This window comes from Micromonospora sp. C31 (assembly GCF_018070575.1).
In the GTDB taxonomy this organism is placed as follows: domain Bacteria; phylum Actinomycetota; class Actinomycetes; order Mycobacteriales; family Micromonosporaceae; genus Micromonospora.
Window position 1 is genome coordinate 122,068 of sequence record NZ_JAGPXN010000007.1, and the last position, 20,903, is coordinate 142,970.

Sequence of the window (20,903 nt, forward strand, 5' to 3'; positions counted from 1 at the left end):
AACCGACTGCCGGAGGCCGGGGCCGGGGCGGTCGGGGAGGCCCGGGACACCCCGGCCCGCTCCGGCGGGCGCGGCAGCTTCAGGGGCCCCCGGTGGCGGCGATAGGGTAGGCCGTCCGAGCTCGACCATCCCAAGATCCGACCCGGGGGGCGCCACGCATGGGCGATTCGTTCGCGCATCTGCACGTGCACACGGAGTACTCGATGCTCGACGGGGCGGCCCGGCTCAAGGACCTCTTCGCCGAGGTCAAGCGGCAGGGCATGCCGGCGGTGGCGATGACCGACCACGGCAACATGCACGGCGCGAACGACTTCTACAAGCAGGCGATGGCCGCCGGCGTCACCCCGATCCTCGGCATCGAGGCGTACGTGGCGCCCGAGTCGCGGTTCCACAAGCAGCGGGTGCGCTGGGGCCGGCCGGAGCAGAAGAGCGACGACGTCTCCGGCAGCGGCGGCTACACCCACATGACGATCTGGGCGAAGAACAAGACCGGCCTGCACAACCTCTTCAAGCTCACCAGTCGCTCCTACACCGAGGGGTTCTTCGTCAAGTGGCCGCGGATGGACGCGGAGCTGCTGGCCGACAACTCCGAGGGGTTGATGGCCACCACCGGCTGTCCCTCCGGTGAGGTGCAGACCCGGCTGCGCCTGGGCCAGTACGACGAGGCGCTCAAGGCCGCCGCGAGATACCAGGAGATCTTCGGCAAGGAGAACTACTTCCTGGAGGTCATGGACCACGGCATCAGCATCGAGCGCCGGGTCCGCCAGGAGCTGCACGACATCTCCCGCAAGCTGGACATCCCGCCCGTGGTCACGAACGACTCGCACTACACCCACGAGTCCCAGGCCGAGGCGCACGACGTACTGCTCTGCGTGCAGACGGCGGCGAACGTCGCCGACCCGAACCGGTTCCGGTTCGACGGCAGCGGCTACTACATCAAGTCCGCCGACGAGATGCGCGCCGTCGACAACTCCGACCTGTGGCTGGAGGGCTGCCGCAACACCCTGCTGGTGGCCGAGAAGGTCGACCCCGCCGGGATGTTCGAGTTCCACAACCTGATGCCCCGCTTCCCCGTGCCCGAGGGGGAGACGGAGGCGTCCTGGTTCCGCAAGGAGACCTTCGCCGGGCTGGACCGGCGCTACCCCGGCGGCATCCCCGAGGGGCACGTCAGGCAGGCCGAGTACGAGCTGGGCGTCATCACCCAGATGGGCTTCCCGTCGTACTTCCTCGTGGTCGCCGACTTCATCCAGTGGGCCAAGAACCAGGGCATCGCGGTGGGCCCCGGCCGTGGCTCCGCCGCCGGCTCGCTGGTGGCGTACGCGCTGGGCATCACCGACCTCGACCCGATCCAGCACGGCCTGATCTTCGAGCGGTTCCTCAACCCCGAGCGCGTCTCGATGCCGGATGTCGACATCGACTTCGACGAGCGTCGGCGCGGCGAGGTGATCAAGTACGTCACCGACAAGTGGGGCGAGGACAAGGTCGCCCAGATCGCCACCTTCGGCACCATCAAGGCGAAGGCCGCGATCAAGGACTCGGCCCGGGTGCTCGGCTACCCGTACGCGGTCGGCGACCGGATCACCAAGGCGATGCCCCCGGCGGTGATGGGCAAGGACATCCCGCTGGAGGGGATCTTCGACCCCAAGCACCCGCGCTACGCCGAGGCCGGCGAGCTCCGGGGCATGTACGAGGCCGAGTCGGACGTCAAGAAGGTCATCGACACGGCCCGGGGCATCGAGGGGCTGATCCGGCAGACCGGCGTGCACGCCGCCGGCGTCATCATGTCCGCCGAACCGATCGTCGACCACATCCCGCTGATGCGCCGGGACTCCGACGGGGTCATCATCACCCAGTTCGACTACCCGACGTGCGAATCGCTCGGGCTGTTGAAGATGGACTTCCTCGGCCTGCGCAACCTGACGATCATCGACGACGCGGTGAAGAACATCCAGCTCAACCACGGCAAGGAGCTGGACCTGCTGGCCCTGCCGCTGGACGACAAGCCCGCGTACGAGCTGCTGGCCCGGGGCGACACGCTGGGCGTGTTCCAGCTCGACGGCGGGCCGATGCGTTCCCTGCTGCGGATGATGAAGCCGGACAACTTCGAGGACATCTCCGCCGTCCTCGCGCTCTACCGGCCCGGCCCGATGGGCGTCGACTCGCACACCAACTACGCGCTGCGCAAGAACGGCCTGCAGGAGATCACCCCGATCCACCCGGAGCTGGAGGAGCCGCTGCGGGAGATCCTCGCGCCCACCCACGGCCTGATCGTCTACCAGGAGCAGGTGCAGCGCGCTGCGCAGATCCTCGCCGGCTACACCCTCGGCCAGGCCGACCTGCTGCGCCGGGCGATGGGCAAGAAGAAGAAGGAGATCCTCGACAAGGAGTTCATCCCCTTCCGGGACGGCTGCCGGGCACACGGCTACTCCGACGAGGCGATCCAGAAGGTCTGGGACGTGCTGGTCCCGTTCGCCGGGTACGCCTTCAACAAGGCGCACTCGGCGGCGTACGGGCTGGTGTCGTACTGGACCGCGTACCTGAAGGCGCACTACCCGGCCGAGTACATGGCGGCGCTGCTCACCTCCGTCGGCGACGACAAGGACAAGATGGCGCTCTACCTGTCGGAGTGCCGCCGGATGCGCATCCAGGTGCTGCCGCCGGACGTGAACACCTCAGCCGGGCCGTTCACCCCCGTCGGCAAGGAGATCCGGTTCGGCCTGGGCGCGGTGCGCAACGTCGGCGCCAACGTCGTGGCCGCGATCATGCGCTGCCGCGACGCCAAGGGCGAGTACGCCGACTTCTACGACTTCCTGTCCAAGGTCGACGCCGTGGTCTGCAACAAGAAGACCATCGAATCGCTGATCAAGGCCGGGGCGTTCGACTCGCTCGGGCACTCCCGCAAGGCGCTGCTCACGGTGCACGCGGAGGCGATCGACGCGTACGCCGACGTCAAGCGCAAGGAGGCCGTCGGCCAGTACGACCTCTTCGGCGCCGGCTTCGGCGACGCCGACACCAACAGCACCACGGTGATGCCGGTGATCGGCGACGGGGAGTGGGACAAGCGCGACAAGCTCGCCTTCGAACGCGAGATGCTCGGCCTCTACGTCTCCGACCACCCGCTCTTCGGCCTGGAGCACGTGCTCGGCGCGGCGGCGGACACCACCATCGCCGCACTGTCGGAGGAGGGCACCGTCGGAGACGGGGCCGTGGTCACCCTCGCCGGCATCCTCTCCGGCGTGCAGCGGCGGGTCACCAAGCAGGGCCGCGCCTGGGCGTCGGCCACCCTGGAGGACCTCGCCGGCGGCGTGGAGACCCTCTTCTTCCCCAACACCTACGAGGTGATCGGGCAGTACATCGCCGAGGACGCCATCGTGGTGGTCAAGGGGCGGGTGGACCGGCGCGACGACACCCCCCGGATCATGGCCATGGACATGTCCATGCCGGACGTCAGCAGCACCCCGGGCAGCAAGCCGATCACCCTGACCATTCCGGTGCACCGGTGCACCCCGCCGCTGGTGGAGCGGCTCAAGGAGACCCTGGTGCTGCACCCGGGCGACACCGAGGTGCACGTCAAGCTGCTCAACGGCGGGCGGACCACCACCCTGCGGCTGGGGCCGTTCCGGGTGGCGGCCACCACCGCGCTGATGGGCGACCTGAAGAGCGTCCTCGGCCCCGCCAACGTCAGCTGACGCCGCCGCGCACCGGCAGCCCCGCGATCCTCGGCCGGGCGGGCGTCGGGCGCGACCCGTGCGCCGGCCGGGGCCGCGAGTGCGGGATTGGCCATCGGCGGTACGCGGTGCGGGTGGCTAGCGTCGGTGGGGTGGAGATCGCACAGGCGCAGAAGTTGTGGCAGCCGCAGCCGGGTTGGCTGAACACCGCCAGCTACGGGCTTCCGCCCGAGCCGGCGTGGAACGCGGTGCAGGACGCGTTGGTCGACTGGCGGGCCGGGCGTACCTCGTGGGAGGGCTGGGGCGCGGCCACCGAACGCTCCCGGGCGGCGTTCGCCGGCCTGGTGGGGGTGCCGGTCGCCGACGTCGCGGTCGGCAGCACGGTCTCGCAGCTGCTGGCCCCGGTCGCCGCCGCCCTGCCCGCCGGCGCGACCGTCGTGGTGCCGGAGGTCGAGTTCACCTCCAACCTCTTCCCGTGGCTGGTGCAGGCCGAGCGGGGCGTGCGGGTGCGTACCGTGCCGCTGGCCGGTCTCGTCGACGCGATCGACGCCGACACGGACCTGGTCGCGTTCAGCCTGGTGCAGTCGGCCGACGGGGCGGTCGCCGCGTACGCCGAGATCGTCGCGGCGGCCCGGGCGCACGGCGCCCTCGTCGCGGTCGACGCCACCCAGGCGTGCGGCTGGCTGCCGTTCGACGCGGGCCTCGCCGACGTGGTCACGGTCGGGGCGTACAAGTGGTTGATGTCCCCGCGCGGCTCCGCGTTCGCCTACCTGGCGCCCGCGCTGCGGGAGCGGCTGCGCCCCGACGCCGCCGGCTGGTACGCGGGGGAGGACCCGCACGACTCCTACTACGGTCCGCCGCTGCGCCTGGCCGCCGACGCCCGCCGGTTCGACATCTCGCCGGCCTGGTTCAGCTGGGTCGGCACGGCCCCGGCCCTGGAACTGGTCGCCGAGATCGGCGTGCCGGCCGTGCACGCGCACGACGTCGCCCTGGCCAACCGGTTCCTTGCCGGGCTGGGCCGTCCGCCGGGGGAGAGCGCCATCGTCGCGGTGGAGGTGCCCGGCGCGGCCGAGCGACTGGAGCGGGCCGGCGTCCGGGCGGCGGTCCGCGCCGGCCGGGTCCGGGCGTCCTTCCATGTCTACTCCACCGAGGACGACGTCGACCTCGCCCTGGACGCGCTCACCGGCTGAACCGGGGCGCGTCCGGGGCGCGGTCAGCGCCGTCGGGCGGTCACTTGGTGCCGGTGACGATGCCGGGGTTGATGCAGAGGCCGGGGTTGCTGCCGTTGCGTTCGGCGATCTCCAGGCACCGCGAGACCTTGTCGACCTTCGCGTTCGTCTCGGTGATCTGCTTCTGGATGGCGGCGTTCTTGCGGTCCTGTTCCAGGTTGCGCGTCTGGGCGAGCTTGTCCTGGAAGGCCTTGATGTTGCCCTCGGTCTTGTCGTCGTGGTTGACCCGGGTGATCGTGACCGACAGGATGTCGACGTCGCTGGAGAGCCGCGCCTCCGCGCTGGTCTTGATGCTCTCGGCGAAGGGCTTCAGGTCCACGTTCAGGCTGCCGGTGTTCGAGTCGATCTTCTCCAGCGGGTTGTACGTGGCGAAGGCGTCGTTGACGGCGCTGTCGAGCTGGACGCCCACCCGCTGACCCCGGAAGCTGTCGAAGTCGCCCTTGTAGTCCATGAACTGCTTCGGCGCGTTCTCCGGCTTGACCTGCCACTCGACGAGCACCTCGACGCAGGCGTCGGCGAGCGTGCCGGTGCGGACCCGGACGCAGTGGTCGCCGCCGATGTGGTCGTACTTCTGCCGGCCCGCGTCCCACTCGCCGACCTTGTGCCAGGGGGCGACCCACTTCAGGCCCGAGCCGGTGACCTTGCCCGTCGGCTTGTTGAAGCTGGTGACGATGCCGACCGAGCGGATCGGCACGGAGTTGGCGCTGGAGCCGACGGTGAACACGACCGCGCCGACGAGGCAGGCGAACGCGGCCAGGGTGGCGGTCCCCTTCGTCGACGTTTGCGAGGCGGCGAGCGCGAGCAGGCCGGAGATCGCCAGGCCGACGGCGAAGATGATGGCAACTGTGAAGCCGAAGGGCATTCGCTCGGCACCTTTCGCAGGAGGGGGCCATCACCCTAGGAGCACCCGTCAAGGTGAGCGCGGGTGGGGCGCGGCGTGGCGTGCCCACATGGGCGTGGTGCGGAACGACCCGTCGATCACGATCGTCGATGCCGGGTGGGCGGGGTGGCCGGGCGGCGGGGTGGAGTTCCCGCACGGTCCGGCGTCCCGGAATGTGGCTGCCATCGACATAGTTCGACGTCCCGGCGTCGCCGTAGGTTTCCAGCACACGACGGCCATGTGACCCCGGTCACCGATCAGGCTGTCGCCGGACCTACGAAGGAGTAGGCGATGGCCGGGCAAGCGCTCCTGGCGGCCCGCGGGCTGACCCGTGACTTCCGGGGTTTCCGGGCGGTCGACGGGGTCGACCTCGACATCGCGGCGGACAGCGTCCATGCGCTCGTCGGCCCCAACGGCGCCGGGAAGACCACCCTGTTCAACCTGCTCACCGGCTTCCTGCGACCCAGCGGTGGGCGCATCGAGCTGGACGGGCGCGACGTGACCGGGCTACCCCCCGAGCGGGTCGCCCGGCTCGGCGTCGCCCGGTCGTTCCAGATCACCAGCCTCTTCCCGCAGCTCTCCGCGCGGGAGCACGTCGAGTTGGCGTTGCAGAGCCCGAGCGGACTGGGCTGGCGGTTCTGGCGCTCGGCGAAGCTGATGCGCCGCTACACCGACCGGGCCGACGAACTGCTCGACATGGTCGGGCTGGCCGAGCTGTCCGAGGCCCCCGCCGAGTCGCTGGCGTACGGGCGCAAGCGGGCGCTGGAGCTGGCCATCGCCCTCGCCCTGGACCCGAAGGTGCTGCTGCTCGACGAGCCGACCGCCGGGATGGGCCTGGAGGACGTCGACCGCACCGTGGAGTTGGTCGCGCGGGTCCGGCGGGGCCGGACGGTGGTGCTGGTCGAGCACAACATGAGCGTCGTCGGCCGGCTCGCCGACACCGTCACCGTCCTACAGGCCGGCAGGGTCCTCGTCGAGGGCCCGTACGAGCAGGTGCGCGCCGACGAGCGCGTGATCACCGCCTACCTGGGAGCCGCCGGTGCTGCGCATTGAGAACCTGTCCGCCTGGTACGGCGAGGCGCAGGTGCTGCGGGAGGTCGGGCTGGACGTCGCCGCCGGCGAGGTGGTCACCCTCGTCGGGCGCAACGGCGCCGGCAAGTCCACACTACTGCGCTGCGTGATGGGCCTGCACGCCGGCCAGCGCGGCAGGATCGAGCTGGACGGGCGGGACATCGGGAGGCTGGCCGCGTACCGGCGGGCGCGGTTGGGGCTCGGCTGGGTCCCCGACGACCGGGGCAGCTACGCCACGCTGAGCGTGACGGAGAACCTCACCCTGCCGCCGAGGGTCGGGCCCGACCCGTGGCCGCTGGAGCGTGTGTACGAGGCGTTCCCCGCCCTGCACCAGCGGCGGGACTCGGCCGCCACCAAGCTCTCCGGCGGCGAGCAGCAGATGCTCGCGCTGGCCCGGGTGCTGCGGATGGGCGCCCGGCTGCTGCTCTGCGACGAACCGACCGAGGGACTCTCGCCGCTGCTCGTGCAGCAGGTCGGCGACCTCCTGCGCGAGGCCAAGCGGCACGGGGTGACCGTGCTGCTGGTCGAACAGAACCTGCACTTCGCCACCGGTGTCGCCGACCGGCACTACCTGCTGGCCGAGGGACGCGTCGTGGAGGCGATGGACAACTCCGAGGTGCGCTCCCGGGAGCGGGAGCTGCTGTCGTACCTCGGCATCTGAATTCCGATTCGACGACCCGCGCGGCGCGCGGGGTGGAGGGATGGGCATGCGAGGGACGGTGGGTGTGGCCGCCGCTTCGGCGGCGGCGATGGTGCTGGTCGCGGGCTGCGGCGGCGGGGGTCCGCAGTCGGGCGGGGACCAGAAGCTGACCGGCGGCAGGATCGTGCTGGGCGTGCTGAACGACCAGTCCGGTGCGTACTCGGAGCTGTCCGGCAGGAACTCGGTCAAGGCCGTGGAGATGGCCATCGCCGACTTCAAGGCCAAGCACGGCGACAAGGCGGTGACGAAGGACATCACCGTGGAGACCGCCGACCACCAGAACAAGCCCGACATCGCCAACACCAAGGCCCAGGAGATGTACGACCGCCAGGGCGTCGACCTCATCCTCGACGTGCCGACCTCCTCGGCGGCGCTGCGGGTTGCCGACGTGGCGAAGGAGAAGGAGAAGCTCTACTTCAACATCGGCGCCGCGACCACCGACCTGACCGGCAAGAGCTGCAACAAGTACACGTTCCACTACGCGTACGACACCTACATGCTGGCCAACGGCACCGGGAGGACCGCCACGGAGCAGGTCGGAAAGAACTGGTACATCCTCTACCCGAACTATGCCTTCGGCCAGGACATGGAGAAGAGCTTCTCCACCGCCATCACCGCCGCCGGCGGACAGGTCGTCGGCAAGGACGGGGCGCCCTTCCCGAACACCAGCGGCGACTTCTCCACCTTCCTGCTCAAGGCGCCGACGCTCAACCCGAAGCCGCAGGTGCTCGGCACCATGCAGGCCGGCGCGGAACTGGTCAACGTGGTCAAGCAGTACAACGAGTTCAAGCTCCGGGAGAAGGGGGTCGGGCTCGCCGTGGGCCTGATGTTCATCACCGACATCCACTCGCTGACCCCGGCCGCGCTCGCCGGCACCACGTACACCGACGCTTGGTACTGGAACTTCGACCAGCAGAACCGCGAGTTCGCCGACCGGTTCCAGAAGGAGACCGGCACCCGGCCGTCCTTCGCGCACGCGGCCAACTACTCCGCCGCCATCCAGTACCTGGAGGCCGCGCAGTCCGCCGGCACGGACGACGCCGACACGGTGGTCAGGGAACTGGAGGGCAAGGAGGTCAACGACGTCTTCCTGCGCAACGGCAAGATCCGCGCCGAGGACCACCGGGTGATCCACGACGCGTACCTGGCCCAGGTCAAGCCCCAGTCCGAGGTCGCCGAGCCGTGGGACTACGTCAAGGTTCTCAAGACCATTCCCGCCGCCGAGGCGTTCCGCGCCCCGTCGGCGGACTGCAAGATGTGACCAGGGCATGACCGGCTTCCTGCAGAACACGTTCAACGGGCTGGTGGGCGGGGCGTTCTACGCCCTGCTCGCCCTCGGGCTCGCGGTCATCTTCGGCATGCTGCGGGTGGTCAACTTCGCCCACGGCGCGTTCTACATGCTGGGCGCCTTCGGCGCGTACGTGCTGCTCACCGAGGCGGGCGTGCCGTTCTGGGCGGCGTTGGTGATCATGCCGGTGGGGTTGGCCCTGGTGGGTACGGCACTGGAGCGGGCCTTCATCCGCCGCCTCACCCGGCTCGACCCGCTCTACAACTTCCTGCTCACCTTCGGCCTGACACTCATCCTCCAGGACCTGGTGAAGCTCCGCTACGGCGTGCAGTCCAGCCCGTACGAGACCCCGGCCGCGCTCAGCGGGTCGGTCGACTTCGGACTCTTCGACTTTCCCACCTACCGGGTCTTCATCCTCGGCTTCGCGGTCGCCGTCTGCGTCGGCGTCTGGTGGGTGCTCACCCGCACCCGGATCGGCATGGTGGTCCGGGCGTCGACCGAGCGGCCCGAGCTGACCCGGGCGTTCGGCATCGACGTCGGACGCTGGGTCACCCCGGTCTTCGGTTTCGGCATCGGCCTCGCCGGGCTCGCCGGGGTGCTGGCCGCGCCGATGCGGGCCGTGAACCCGCTGATGGGCGCCGACCTCATCATCGTGGTCTTCGCGGTGGTGGTGATCGGCGGGCTGGGCTCGATCTTCGGCTCCGTCGCCGCCGGCTTCGGCATCGGCCTCGTGCAGGCGTGGGGTGAGGCGTACCTGTCCGACTTCCCGATCGTGTCGCAGACGATCGTCTTCATCGTGATGGCCGTCGTGCTGCTGTGGCGCCCGGCCGGGCTGTTCGGCCGTGAGGAGGCACCGGCGTGACGAGCACCGTCGACACCGAGACCGACGCCGGTCGCCCGGCGCCGAGATCCGGGCTGCTCGCCGTGACCCGGGCCCCCGGCTGGGTCCGCTACGCGCTGCTCGCCGTCGGGCTGCTGGTGGCGTTCTGGCTGCCCAACGGGCTCTACCCGGCGGTGGCGGTGGACATCCTCTGCTGGGCGCTGTTCGCCGTCGCCGTGGACCTGCTGCTCGGCTTCACCGGGCTGATGTCCTTCGGGCACACGGCGTTCTGGGGCGCCTCCGCGTACGTCACCGGGTTGACGGCCATCCACCTCGGCCTGCCGTTCCCGGCGGCGGTGCTGGCCGGGGCGCTCGCGGCGGCCGTCCTCGCGGTGCCGATCGGCTATCTGGCGGTGAAGCGGACCGGCATCTACTTCGCCATGGTCACCCTGGCGTTCGCGCAGATGGTCTACTACGTCGCCAACGAGTGGCGCTCGGTCACCCGCGGCGAGAACGGCCTGCAGGGGGTGCCCCGGGAGTTGTTCGGGCTGGACCTGACCGACGACTACTACTTCTACTACGCGATCCTGCCGATCGTGCTGCTCGGGCTGGCCGCCGCCTGGCGGATCGTGCACTCGCCCTTCGGGCGGGTACTGGTCGGCATCCGCGACAACCCGGCCCGCGCCCGCGCGCTCGGCTACCCGGTGCACCGCTACAAGCTGACCGCGTTCGTGCTGTCGGGCTTCATCGCCGGGCTCGGCGGCGGGCTGTTCGCCGTCGGCCACCGCTTCGTCTCCCTCGACGTGCTGCACTGGACCACCTCCGGCAAGGCGGTCATCGTGGTGGTGCTCGGCGGCATCGGCACGCTCTGGGGCGGGGTGCTCGGCGCGGGCATCCTGGTCCGACTGGAGGACTGGCTGTCGTTTTCCGGGTTCGAGGCGATCGGCCTGGTCACCGGCGGGATCTTCGTCCTCGTCGTGCTGGTGTTCCGGCGCGGCGTCTGGGGCAGCGCCGCGGCCCTGGCGACGCGCTGGGCGGCGTCCCGCCGGCGGTAGTCGCACCTGGGCGCATCCATCCGCACCCCTCCCGACGAAGCCCCGGGTAGTGAACGTCTACCCGGGGGTACGTCTGGTGCTGACCGATCCCATGCCGGTGGGGGCCGTCGAGACCGCGCACAAGCAGCTCTCGCTGGCCGCCGAGGACCTCGACGCCAACCGGGTCGCCGCGCTCGTCGTCGAGGTGGCCGACGAGTGGGGCGCGGCGGCCCTGTGGGAGCAGGTCTGCGTGCCGATGCTGGCCGCGTTGCCCGGGCACACCGCGATCGAGGTCGCCGTCGAGCACGCACTCGTCGAGGGCATCCGTGTCGGCCTGGACGTCTTCCGGCGCGTACCGGGCCGTCCACTGCCCACCGGCGGCGTGCTGCTGGCGGGCGCCGAGCAGGAGACGCACTGTCTCGGCCTGCTCGCGCTGGCCGCAGCGCTGCGGGAACGGTCACTTGGCAGCCTGCTGCTCGGGCCGGCGCTGCCGTGGACGGCGCTCGCCAGCGCCGCCCGCCGCGTCCGCCCGCGCATCGTCGTGGTCTGGGCCCAGACGCCGGTCACCGGGCGCGCGTACCGCCTGGTGCGCTTCGCCCGCGACCTCCCGGCCATCCGGGTGTACGGTGCCGGCCCGGGCTGGATCGAGCCGCTCAGCTCGCCGGCGACCCGCCTGTCCACGCTGCCCGCCGCCGTCGCCGCCTGCTCCGCGCCGTTCCTGCCCTGACGCGGGCGCGGGCCGGGTAGGCGTCACCGGCCAGCCGGGTGCGTACGTCGGCGGGGCGCGTCGTCGAGTGGACGTGCCGCTGGCCGGCACCCCGGGTTCGGGTGCCGGCCAGCGATCCCCCTTGTGGTGGAAAGTCTGTGGTCAGTTGTTCCAGTGCTCGGCGACGAGGTCGGCGGCCTGCTGCTCCCACTGGGCGTAGTGGTCGGGGTACGCCGACACCTGCACCGTCTGCGCGGCCTCGGTCAGGGGCATGTCCTGCCAGCCGTCGACCTGCTTGAGGCCCTTGAGGAACGCCAGGGTGGAGTACTCGGGGTCGGTGATCTGCTCGACCGTGCCCCAACCACTGGACGGGCGCTGCTGGAACAGGCCCTGCGAGTCGTGGTCGTTGCGGTCACCCAGGTGACCCAGGTTCTCCAGCTTCGACTCCTGCAACGCGGTGGCGATCGAGACCACGGCGGCGCGCTCGTCCATGCCGGCCTTCTTCGTCGCCGCGATGATCGCCTTGACGTTGGCCACCTGCTCGTCGGTCAGGTCGACACGCGACTGCGCGCCCTGCACACCATGCGGCACCAGCTTGCCCATGTCCGGCTTGTCAGCCTGCACGGCGACGGCGGTGATCGGGGTCGCCGCCTGCACCGGGGCGGTGGTGTCGCTGTGGTTCAGCGGACCGGCGGCCAGACCACCGGCAACGGCCAGACCCGCGATGCCGAGAACGCTCTTACGGATGATCGTGTTCATCGCAGATGCTCCATTCGGGGGTCGGCACCCACACACCGAGGGGGATCGGCTTCGCGCGGGTGCAAGCACCGTCCGGCGCTCGTGAACTCGGGGGATCTCCGGTCGAGCCGGAGGAGATCTCCGGCGTCGTACCGGAGGAAGGATCAGATCGGCCGTGTCGGCCGGATGTGTGACCGGCGCGGGTCGGAAGGACCCGGGCTGTTGCGCGGGGCGGGGGGTGCCCCGCACGTCGGTCGGACCATGTGTAACGACCGCCGGCCCGCCATCATTCCGGGGGCCCCGGCACGCCATCGCGGCGGCGTGGCCCTGCCCTGCTCGGTCGTACGCAGGGTGTAACGACCCCGCCCCGGCCACGATTCCGCCCCCACGATGCCCCCGGTCACACGCCGAAACCGGGCACCCCGCCGTCATGCGCCCCGACGACGACCCGGGGTGCCCGATCGGCCAGGGCCACCCGGACAGCCGTCCCGCAACCGGACATCGGTCGCAGGCGGGTCACCTGCGACCGATGGAGATCCTGGTAGGAGACGGCCCTCGGAGGGGCCGTTTCTCGCCAAGGTCTGAAGCAGGGCCCGGATCCCGCACGGCGGGGCGACCACCCGGCGGCGAAGCGCACCCGGGAAGAGGTGGCGAGTGACCGCCGCCACATAAGATACGAACCGGTTCCGTATCGATAGCGACCCGCCTACGCTCGCACTGAATTACGAGTCTTGCCCGTATCGAAACGGGGCCGGGGGAGAACACGAAGATGCCACCGCACGAGAACACGGGACACCCGAGGAGGTGGGCGATCCTCGGGGTGCTGGTGATCAGCCTGCTCGTGGTCGTCCTGGACAACACGATCCTCAACGTCGCGCTGCGGACGCTCGCCGACCCGGTGCACGGCCTCGGCGCGAGTCAGGCCGAGCTGGAGTGGTCGATCAACTCCTACACGCTGGTCTTCGCCGGCCTGCTGTTCACCTTCGGCGTCCTCGGCGACCGCGCCGGGCGCAAGCGCTTCCTGCTCATCGGGCTGGTGCTCTTCGGGCTGGCGTCGCTGCTGTCGGCGTACGCGCAGAGCCCCGCGCAACTCGTCGCGGCCCGCGCGCTGATGGGGGTCGGCGGCGCGGCCATCATGCCGGTCACGCTCTCGATCATCTCCAACGTGTTCGACCCCCGCGAGCGAGGTCGGGCGATCGGCGTCTGGGCCGGCGCGGTCGGCCTGGCCGTCGCCATCGGCCCGATCCTCGGCGGTGCGCTGCTGGAGCACTACTGGTGGGGCTCGGTTTTCCTGATCAACGTGCCGGTGGTGGCGCTCGGCGTGGTGCTGGTGGCGCTGCTCGTACCGGAGTCGCGGGACCCGGATCCGGGCCGCGTCGACGTCGTCGGCGTGCTGCTGTCGGTGGTCGGGCTCGTCGCGTTGACGTACGGCATCATCGACGGCGGCGAGCACGGCTTCGGCCGCCCGGTGGTCTGGGCCGCGATCGTCGGTGGCCTGGCGGTGCTGGCCTGGTTCGTGGGGTACGAGCGGCGCAGCGACCACCCGTCGCTGGACGTGCGGCTGTTCCGGGTGCCCCGCTTCGCCGCGCCGGTGGCCATCGTCGGGTTGGTCTTCTTCGCCGCGATGGGCGTGATGTTCTTCAGCTCGTTCTACCTGCAACTGGTGCGCGGGTTCAGCCCGCTGGAGACCGGCCTGCTCTACCTGCCCTTCGCCGCGGCCCAGCTCGTCTTCGCCCCGAGCAGCGCGGCGATGGTCCGCCGGTACGGCGGCAGGGCGGTCGCGACGGTCGGGCTGGCGTTGACCGTCGTGGCGCTCGGCGCGTTCGCCTTCGTCGACGCGACCACCCCGGTCTGGGTGGTGCTGGTCGTCTTCTTCCTCCAGGGCACCGGGATGGCCAACATCATGCCGCCGGCCACGGAGTCCATCATGTCCGCGCTGCCCCGACAGAAGGCCGGCGTCGGTTCGGCGGTCAGCAACACGGTGCGGCAGGTGGCCGGCGCGCTCGGCGTGGCGGTGCTCGGGTCGGTGCTCTCCGCGGTCTACCGGGCCGAGGTCGACCCCGCCCTGCGGGACCTGCCCGCCGGGGCGGGCCAGGTGGCGGGCGAGTCCATCTCCGGCGCGTACGCCGCGGCGGGTCGGCTCGGGCCGGCGGCGCCGCAGCTGATCGCGGTCGCCGACGACGCCTTCCTGACGGCGATGCACTGGGCGGCGGGGCTCGCCGCGGCGGTCGCCGCCCTCGGCATCGTCGTGGTGCTGCGCTGGATGCCCGGCCGTGCCGCGACCCCGGCGGGAACGCCCGCGCCGGTGGCGGAACCCGAGTTGGCCGGGACCGCCTAGCTTCGGGGACAATGTCCGACATGACTTCCACCGCGGACGTTCCCCGGCCGCCCGGGCGGCCGAGGAGCGTCCGCGCGGACGAGGCGATCGTCGAGGCCACCCTCGACCTGCTCGCCGAGGGCAGCACGATCGAGGTGATCTCGATCGAGGCGATCGCCGCCCGCGCCGGGGTCGGCAAGGCCACCATCTACCGCCGCTGGCCCGGCAAGGACGCGCTGCTGCGCGACGCCCTGCGTACGCTCAAGGGCACCCCGCCGGAGCCCGCCGGGCACTCGGTCCGCGACGACCTGATCCTGCTGGTCGGGGCGGTCGGCCACCACATCGACCCGCGGGCGGCGCGGATCATGCCCTGCCTGGTGCCGGAGGTCAATCGCAGCCCCGAGCAGTACCAGCTCTACCAGAGCATCATCGAGCCCCGGCGGGAGATGATGCGCGAGGTGCTGCGCCGCGGCATGCGCTCCGGCGAGCTGCGCGCGGATCTCGACGTCGAGGTGGTCATGGCGATGCTGACCGGCCCGATGCTGGTGCAGCGCGTCCTGCGCTGGCACCCCGACCTCGACGAGGCGATCCTGCCACAGCGCATCGTCGACGGCGTCCTGGACGGCATCCGCGCCCCCTGACGGGCCCGCCCGGCGGTCCCGGCGGCGGGCGCGCAGGCGCTCCGGCGGCGGTCAGGTGCCGGGCGTACGCAGGCGGTGCAGGCGCAGGGCCAGCTGCACCTCCAGCGCCCGCTCCGGCCGCTGCCAGTCCGCGCCGAGCAACTGCCCGACCCGCTCCAGCCGCTGGGTGACGGTGTTGACGTGCACGTGCAGCAGCTCGGCGGCGCGCGCCAGGCTGCCACCCACCCCGAAGTACGCCTCCAGGGTCTTCACCAGCGCGGTGCCCCGCCGGGCGTCGTAGTCGACCACCGGCCCGACCGTGGCGGTCAGGAACCGGTCCACGTCCCTGTCGCCCCCGTCGCCGACCGCGCCCAGCAACAGCCCGACGAAGCCCAGCTCGGCCGTGCTCGCCCCCTGCCCCGAGCGGCCCAGCGCACCCAGCGCGGTCAGGCACCGCTCCGCCTCGGCGAACGTCGCGGCCAGCGACGCCGGCCCCGCCGACGGGCCACTCGCCCCGGCGGTCACCGGCCGGCCGGTCACCCGGGACAGGTCCCGGGCCACCGCCCGGGCGCTGCCGCCCGCGTCCTGACCGGGCAGCATCAGCACCACCCGCCCGTCGCGCGCCGCGGCCAGCCCGCCGCGGGTCGAGGCGTACGTGGTGGCCCAGGAGAGCACCCGCTGCCGGGCCGAGCCGGTCGGGGCGATGGCGTCGTCGCCGACCGCCACCAGCACGTGCGGCGCGTCCAGGTCCACCCCGAGCCGGCGGGCCCGGCTGCGCAGGGCGTCCGTGTCCCGCAGCGGCCGGGCGATCAGGTCGTCGAGCAGCTCGCCCCGGACCCGCCCCTCGGCCTCGGCGACGGTACGCCGGAACAGCAGCAGCAGCGCCGTCACCAGCGCCGCCCGCTCGAGGATCCGCTGGTCGGCGTCGACCAGCTCGTCGTCGGGGCGCAGCACCAGCGCGCCCAGGTTCTCCGCCCCGGCCACCACGGCGGCGTACCAGAGCCGGCCCCGGCGCACGCTGCGGCCCTCCGTACGCGACGCGGCCACCGCCTCCACCATGTCCACCCGGTCCGGCTCCTCGATCTCACCGACCCGGGCCAGCCGCCGGCCCTCCGCGTCGAGCGCCAGCAGCGCCCCGCCGAGCACGTCGGTGACCGCCGAGGCGACGTCCTCCACGCCGCCGCCGCGCAGCACCAGCGCGGTCATCCGGTCGTGCGCCGCCGCGGCCCGTTCCACCGACGTGCTGTGCGCGCGGATGGTGGTGTTCGCCGCCGACAGCTCCTCCAGCGCCGCCCGCGTCTCGGCGAGCAGGCGCGCGGTGTCGATGGCCACCGCGGCGTGCGCGGCGAGGGACACCAGCAGCGCCACCTCCTCCCGGACGAACGGCCGGGCCGAGCGGTTGGCCGCGTAGAGCACCCCGATCGAGGTCGAGCCGAGCCGCAGCGGCACCCCGAGGATGGCCACCAGGCCCTCCTCGCCGACCCCGGCGTCGATCTCGCCGGTGTGGTGGAAGCGCTCGTCCTCCGGGTAGTTCGCGGTGACGTACGGGGCGCCGGACTGGGCCACCAGACCGCCGAGGCCGGCACCCATCGGCAGCCGCAGCCGCTGGAAGCGGGCGGAGACCGAACCGTCGGTCACCCGCATGTACGTGTCGCCGCGCTCGTCGTCGTCGAGGGTCATGTAGGCGACGTCCGCGCCGAGCAGGTTGCGCGCCCGGTGCACGATCGCGCGCAGCACGTCGTCCAGGTCGCGCAGCCCGGCCAGGTCGCTGACCGTGTCGTACAACCCGGAGAGCTCGACCTCCCGGCGGCGGCGGCGCTCCAGCAGCGCGCGGACCCGCAGCGCCACCGTCTTGGCCTGCTCCAGCTCGGCGAGCCGCTCCGGCGGCACGCCCGCGGCGCGGGCGGCGACGAGCGGCCCCTCGAACTCCACCGCGGCGGCCTCGCGGGCGAGCAGTTCCAGGAACTCCACCGGTGACGACATGACCGACATTGTGCGGCTTGCCACTAGTTCGCCGTCCAGCCCCCGTCGAGCGCGATGGACGCGCCCGTGATGAACGCGGCCGGCGGCGAGCAGAGGTACGCCACCAGTTCGGACACCTCCTCCGGCTCGATCAGTCGCTTGATCGCCGCCCGCGCCAGCATGATCTTCTCGACCACCTCGGCCTCGGGGATGCCGTGGCTGGCGGCCTGGTCGGCGATCTGGCTCTCCACCAGCGGCGTCCGCACGTAGGCGGGGTTGACGCAGTTGGCGGTGACGCCGTGCGGGGCGCCCTCCAGCGCCACCACCTTCGACAGCCCCTCCAGCGCGTGCTTGGCCGAGACGTACGCCGACTTGTACGGCGAGGCCCGCAGCCCGTGCACGGAGGAGATGTTCACGATCCGCCCCCAGCCCCGGGCGTACATGTGCGGCAGCGCCCGGCGGATGATCAGGAACGGCGCCTCCACCATCACCCGGTGCAGGTAAGAGAAGCGCTCCGCCGGGAACTCCTGCACCGGTGCCACGTGTTGCAGGCCCGCGTTGTTCACCACGATGTCCACGTCGGCGTCGAGCCGGTCCACCGCGTCCGGGTCGGCGAGGTCCACGCCCTCGGCCCGGCCACCGGCCTCCGCCGCCACCGCCTTGGCCGCCTCGATGTTGCGGTCCACCACCAGGACCTCGGCGCCGGCGGCGGCCAGCCGCAGGGCGCACGCCCGGCCGATGCCGCTGCCGCCCCCGGTCACCAGGGCGGTACGACCAGCGAGGTCGACGTGTACGACGTGGGGGACCGCCACGGGTTCTGCCGTCATGGCGCATGAAGTTACGAGCTGTGTGTGCGGGCGCACATGGGCCGACGACACATACTCGCCGGCCGGAGTGTGTGGCCGCCGCGCGCCCGGGCGGCGTGTCGGCGCGCCCGGCGTGTCCCCGGCGGCGGGGTGTCGCCCGGCTCGGTAGGGTGTCGAACACACGTACTGCTGACGGCTGGGGGAGGGGGCGGCGTGCGGGTGCTGGGCGTCGACCCGGGGCTGACCCGGTGCGGGGTCGGCGTGGTCGAGGGTGTGCCGGGGCGGCCCTGCACGCTGGTCGCCTACTACGTCGTGCACACCGACCCCGGCGACGAGCTGCCGTTGCGCCTGTTGCACCTGGACCGTTCGCTCACCGACCTGGTCGCCGAGCACCGGCCCGACAGCGTCGCCGTCGAGCGGGTCTTCAGCCAGCACAACGTCCGCACGGTGATGGGCACCGCCCAGGCCAGCGGGATCGCCGTGCTCGCCGGTGCCCGCGCCGGGCTGCCCGTGCAGACCTACACGCCCAGCGAGGTGAAGGCCGCCGTGACCGGTTCCGGCCAGGCGGACAAGGCGCAGATGACCGCCATGGTGACCCGGCTGCTGCGGCTGGCCGAGCCGCCGAGGCCGGCCGACGCCGCCGACGCCCTCGCCCTGGCCATCTGTCACGTGTGGCGCGGCGGGACGCGCTCCAAGCTGGCGGCCGCGGCCGACCGGGTACGACGAGGAGGAGCCAGATGATCGCCAGCGTGCGCGGGGTGGTGACCGCGACCGGTCCGGACCACGCCGTGGTGGAGGTCGGCGGGGTGGGCCTGGCGGTGCAGTGCGCCCCGGGCACCCTCGCCGACCTGCGGATCGGCCAGCCCGCCCGATTGGCCACCAGCCTCATCGTGCGGGAGGACTCGCTGACCCTCTACGGCTTCGCCGACGACGACGCCAAGCAGCTGTTCGAACTGCTCCAGACCGCCAGCGGCGTCGGCCCCCGGCTGGCCCAGGCGGTCCTCGCCGTGCACACCCCCGACGCGGTGCGCAAGGCGATCGCCAACGCCGACACCGCCGCGCTGACCCGGGTGCCCGGCATCGGCAAGAAGGGCGCGGAGCGCCTGGTGCTGGAGCTGCGTGACCGGGTGGGCCCGGTGCCGGTCGGCGCCGACGGCGCGGCCGGGGTCACCGGCGGGGCGTGGCCCGAGCAGGTCCGGCAGGCGCTGGTCGGGCTCGGCTGGACGGCCGGGCAGGCCGACCAGGCGGTGGCGGCGGTGGCGGAGAGCGTCGACGGTGACGTCCCGCCGGTGCCGGTCCTGCTCAAGCAGGCCATCCGGCTGCTGGGCCGCACCCGGTGACGGGCCCCGACGGCGGGCTGGTCTCCGCCTACGTGCACGACGCCGACCTCGACGCGGAGGCCACCGTACGGCCGAAGCGGCTGGAGGAGTTCATCGCCCAGCACCGCGTCCGCGACCAGCTCGACCTGCTGCTCCAGGGCGCGATGCGACGCGGCTCCCCGCCCGACCACATCCTCCTCTCGGGGCCGCCCGGCTTGGGTAAGACGACCCTGGCCAACATCGTGGCCGCCGAGCTGGGCTCGGGCATCCGGGTGACCAGCGGCCCGGTGATCGAGCGCTCGGGCGACCTGGCGGCGATCCTGACCAGCCTCGCCGAGGGCGACGTGCTCTTCATCGACGAGATCCACCGGATCGCCAAGCCGGCCGAGGAACTGCTCTACAGCGCGATGGAGGACTTCCGGGTCGACGTGATCGTGGGCAAGGGCCCGGGGGCGACGGCGATCCCGCTGGACGTCGAGCCCTTCACCCTGGTCGGCGCGACCACCCGCTCCGGCCTGCTCACCGGGCCGATGCGCGACCGGTTCGGCTTCGTCGCGCACCTCGACTTCTACTCGCCGGCCGACCTGGAGGTGCTGCTGCGCCGCTCGGCCCGGATCCTCGGCGTGCCGATCACCGACGACGGCGCCGCCGAGGTCGCTGGCCGCTCCCGGGGCACGCCCCGCATCGCCAACCGCCTGCTGCGGCGGGTGCGCGACTTCGCCGAGGTCCGGGCCGACGGCGTGGTCACCCTGGAGACCGCCCGGGCCGCCCTGAAGGTCTACGACGTCGACGCGCTGGGGCTGGACCGGCTGGACCGGGCGGTGCTGACCGCGCTGGTCGACTCGTTCCGGGGTGGGCCGGTCGGCCTCTCCACGCTGGCCGTGGCGGTGGGCGAGCAGCCGGACACGGTGGAGGAGGTCTGCGAACCGTTCCTGGTCCGGGCCGGGCTGCTGGCCCGTACGCCCCGGGGCCGGGTCGCCACCGAGGCGGCCTGGCGGCACCTGGGCCGTACGCCCCCTAATGGTACATTTGGCGCGGATGCCCCTCCCGCGCCCGATCTGTTCTCGATGGACGTCGATCAGCCGTGATGTGAACGTGATCTGTGCCGCATTCGGCGTTCCCAGGTGCAGGGATTAGACTCGCGCCGGTCTGTACAGGACGTGAGAATCCGCCTCCGCTCCGGCGCGCCCGCGCCGGGCCGGCGGCCAATGGGAAGGTCTTTCACCGTGCTTTACGCAGCAGAGGGCGGCGGGGGTGCCGGCAGCCTGACGCCGATCCTCATGATCGCTCTGCTCTTCGGCGTCATGTACTTCATGATGATCCGCCCCCAGCAGAAGCGCCGCCGCGAGGCGGAATCCATGCAGTCCGCCCTCGCTCCCGGCGACGAGGTGGTCACGATCGGCGGGCTCTACGGCACGGTCACCGGCGTGGACGACGACACCGTCCTGCTCGAGGTCGCGCCCGGCGTGCAGACCCGCTACGCCCGTCCGGCCATCGCCCGGGTGGTCAGCCAGGCGGAGCGCCCCGCCGAGCCGGTCACCGAGGACGCGGACGTCGTCAAGGAGTGACCGGTCGCTCCCGCCCCGCCTGCGTGGTGGTCGCCGGGCTCCGGTGACGACTTCGCCCGACGGGGCAGCGGAGACGACGTGAAAACTGGATAGTTGGGCCCGACGCCGGAAACCGGCCGGTCCCGCTCCGCTCGGCGCCCCCGCGCCGGGCCCGGAGCCGGATGCCGGCCTCCGACG

The 20,903-nt window shown here is 72.1% G+C and carries 18 protein-coding genes; 14 read left to right on the plus strand and 4 right to left on the minus strand.

The genetic code is table 11. From position 1 onward, the window contains the following. Positions 1-158: 158 nt before the first annotated feature. Positions 159-3,689, plus strand: coding sequence for a DNA polymerase III subunit alpha (gene dnaE, locus KBX06_RS11940; protein WP_210834544.1), 3,531 nt, complete (start codon positions 159-161; stop codon positions 3,687-3,689). Between the two features lie 131 nt (positions 3,690-3,820). Then, positions 3,821-4,858, plus strand: coding sequence for an aminotransferase class V-fold PLP-dependent enzyme (locus KBX06_RS11945; RefSeq protein ID WP_210834545.1), 1,038 nt, complete (start codon positions 3,821-3,823; stop codon positions 4,856-4,858). Positions 4,859-4,898: 40 nt separating this feature from the next. Here KBX06_RS11945 and KBX06_RS11950 read toward each other — a convergent pair whose 3' ends face one another. Continuing rightward, positions 4,899-5,759: an SPFH domain-containing protein gene (locus KBX06_RS11950; protein ID WP_210834546.1), complete on the minus strand. Its 861-nt coding sequence runs from the start codon at positions 5,757-5,759 to the stop codon at positions 4,899-4,901. 309 nt (positions 5,760-6,068) lie between these two features. On the opposite strand from KBX06_RS11950, the gene KBX06_RS11955 reads away from it, so the two are divergent. Genes KBX06_RS11955 through KBX06_RS11980 form a run of 6 tightly spaced genes read left to right on the plus strand, consistent with a single transcriptional unit; the run spans position 6,069 to position 11,417 of the window. Beyond that, the gene (locus KBX06_RS11955; RefSeq protein WP_210834547.1) at positions 6,069-6,830 is read left to right on the plus strand and encodes an ABC transporter ATP-binding protein; all 762 of its coding nucleotides are present in this window, start codon (positions 6,069-6,071) and stop codon (positions 6,828-6,830) included. Then, positions 6,817-7,509, plus strand: coding sequence for an ABC transporter ATP-binding protein (locus KBX06_RS11960; RefSeq protein WP_210834548.1), 693 nt, complete (start codon positions 6,817-6,819; stop codon positions 7,507-7,509). The genes KBX06_RS11955 and KBX06_RS11960 overlap by 14 nt, the downstream gene beginning before the upstream one ends. Before the next feature lie 40 nt (positions 7,510-7,549). After that, entirely contained in the window at positions 7,550-8,809 is a 1,260-nt protein-coding gene (locus tag KBX06_RS11965; RefSeq protein ID WP_210834549.1) for an ABC transporter substrate-binding protein, read from the plus strand. Positions 8,810-8,816: 7 nt separating this feature from the next. Then, a complete protein-coding gene (locus KBX06_RS11970; protein WP_210834550.1) occupies positions 8,817-9,698 on the plus strand; it encodes a branched-chain amino acid ABC transporter permease in 882 nt (293 codons plus the stop codon). Continuing rightward, positions 9,695-10,711: a branched-chain amino acid ABC transporter permease gene (locus KBX06_RS11975; protein ID WP_210834551.1), complete on the plus strand. Its 1,017-nt coding sequence runs from the start codon at positions 9,695-9,697 to the stop codon at positions 10,709-10,711. Before KBX06_RS11970 ends, KBX06_RS11975 begins: the two co-directional genes overlap by 4 nt. Before the next feature lie 49 nt (positions 10,712-10,760). Continuing rightward, positions 10,761-11,417, plus strand: a complete 657-nt coding sequence (locus KBX06_RS11980; RefSeq protein ID WP_307854604.1) for a transcriptional regulator — start codon at positions 10,761-10,763, stop codon at positions 11,415-11,417. Positions 11,418-11,558: 141 nt separating this feature from the next. On the opposite strand, the gene KBX06_RS11985 is transcribed toward KBX06_RS11980, so the two are convergent. Then, a complete protein-coding gene (locus tag KBX06_RS11985; RefSeq protein ID WP_210834552.1) occupies positions 11,559-12,155 on the minus strand; it encodes a hypothetical protein in 597 nt (198 codons plus the stop codon). Positions 12,156-12,903: 748 nt separating this feature from the next. On the opposite strand from KBX06_RS11985, the gene KBX06_RS11990 reads away from it, so the two are divergent. Together KBX06_RS11990 and KBX06_RS11995 are read left to right on the plus strand one after the other, a co-directional pair. Continuing rightward, positions 12,904-14,472 (plus strand): MFS transporter, encoded by a 1,569-nt coding sequence (locus KBX06_RS11990; protein WP_210834553.1) that lies wholly within the window; start codon positions 12,904-12,906, stop codon positions 14,470-14,472. Positions 14,473-14,483: 11 nt separating this feature from the next. Then, positions 14,484-15,092 (plus strand): TetR/AcrR family transcriptional regulator, encoded by a 609-nt coding sequence (locus tag KBX06_RS11995; protein ID WP_210834554.1) that lies wholly within the window; start codon positions 14,484-14,486, stop codon positions 15,090-15,092. Between the two features lie 51 nt (positions 15,093-15,143). Here KBX06_RS11995 and KBX06_RS12000 read toward each other — a convergent pair whose 3' ends face one another. Together KBX06_RS12000 and KBX06_RS12005 are read right to left on the minus strand one after the other, a co-directional pair. Beyond that, the gene (locus KBX06_RS12000) at positions 15,144-17,063 is read right to left on the minus strand and encodes a helix-turn-helix domain-containing protein (protein ID WP_210834669.1); all 1,920 of its coding nucleotides are present in this window, start codon (positions 17,061-17,063) and stop codon (positions 15,144-15,146) included. Positions 17,064-17,077: 14 nt separating this feature from the next. Next, positions 17,078-17,860, minus strand: a complete 783-nt coding sequence (locus tag KBX06_RS12005; protein ID WP_210834555.1) for a 3-hydroxybutyrate dehydrogenase — start codon at positions 17,858-17,860, stop codon at positions 17,078-17,080. A 192-nt stretch (positions 17,861-18,052) separates the two neighbouring features. Here KBX06_RS12005 and ruvC point away from each other — a divergent pair, with 192 nt between their 5' ends. The 4 genes from ruvC to yajC all read left to right on the plus strand — a co-directional run bounded on the left by ruvC (position 18,053) and on the right by yajC (position 20,726). Continuing rightward, positions 18,053-18,580, plus strand: coding sequence for a crossover junction endodeoxyribonuclease RuvC (ruvC, locus tag KBX06_RS12010; protein WP_210834556.1), 528 nt, complete (start codon positions 18,053-18,055; stop codon positions 18,578-18,580). Next, a complete protein-coding gene (gene ruvA / locus KBX06_RS12015; protein ID WP_210834557.1) occupies positions 18,577-19,179 on the plus strand; it encodes a Holliday junction branch migration protein RuvA in 603 nt (200 codons plus the stop codon). The genes ruvC and ruvA overlap by 4 nt, the downstream gene beginning before the upstream one ends. After that, positions 19,176-20,246: a Holliday junction branch migration DNA helicase RuvB gene (gene ruvB / locus KBX06_RS12020; protein WP_210834558.1), complete on the plus strand. Its 1,071-nt coding sequence runs from the start codon at positions 19,176-19,178 to the stop codon at positions 20,244-20,246. Before ruvA ends, ruvB begins: the two co-directional genes overlap by 4 nt. Positions 20,247-20,384: 138 nt before the next feature. Next, positions 20,385-20,726, plus strand: coding sequence for a preprotein translocase subunit YajC (yajC, locus tag KBX06_RS12025; protein WP_210834559.1), 342 nt, complete (start codon positions 20,385-20,387; stop codon positions 20,724-20,726). Positions 20,727-20,903 lie beyond the last annotated feature (177 nt).

Bases quoted from the DNA above. Each gene is read 5' to 3' on its own strand.
- KBX06_RS11950 (WP_210834546.1), bottom strand. From the start codon at position 5,759: ATGCCCTTCGGCTTCACAGTTGCCATCATCTTCGCCGTCGGCCTGGCG.
- ruvA (WP_210834557.1), top strand. From the start codon at position 18,577: ATGATCGCCAGCGTGCGCGGGGTGGTGACCGCGACCGGTCCGGACCAC.
- KBX06_RS11955 (WP_210834547.1), top strand. From the start codon at position 6,069: ATGGCCGGGCAAGCGCTCCTGGCGGCCCGCGGGCTGACCCGTGACTTC.
- KBX06_RS11965 (WP_210834549.1), top strand. From the start codon at position 7,550: ATGGGCATGCGAGGGACGGTGGGTGTGGCCGCCGCTTCGGCGGCGGCG.
- KBX06_RS12000 (WP_210834669.1), bottom strand. From the start codon at position 17,063: ATGTCGGTCATGTCGTCACCGGTGGAGTTCCTGGAACTGCTCGCCCGC.
- KBX06_RS11990 (WP_210834553.1), top strand. From the start codon at position 12,904: ATGCCACCGCACGAGAACACGGGACACCCGAGGAGGTGGGCGATCCTC.
- KBX06_RS11970 (WP_210834550.1), top strand. From the start codon at position 8,817: ATGACCGGCTTCCTGCAGAACACGTTCAACGGGCTGGTGGGCGGGGCG.
- dnaE (WP_210834544.1), top strand. From the start codon at position 159: ATGGGCGATTCGTTCGCGCATCTGCACGTGCACACGGAGTACTCGATG.
- KBX06_RS12005 (WP_210834555.1), bottom strand. From the start codon at position 17,860: ATGACGGCAGAACCCGTGGCGGTCCCCCACGTCGTACACGTCGACCTC.
- KBX06_RS11985 (WP_210834552.1), bottom strand. From the start codon at position 12,155: ATGAACACGATCATCCGTAAGAGCGTTCTCGGCATCGCGGGTCTGGCC.
- KBX06_RS11995 (WP_210834554.1), top strand. From the start codon at position 14,484: ATGTCCGACATGACTTCCACCGCGGACGTTCCCCGGCCGCCCGGGCGG.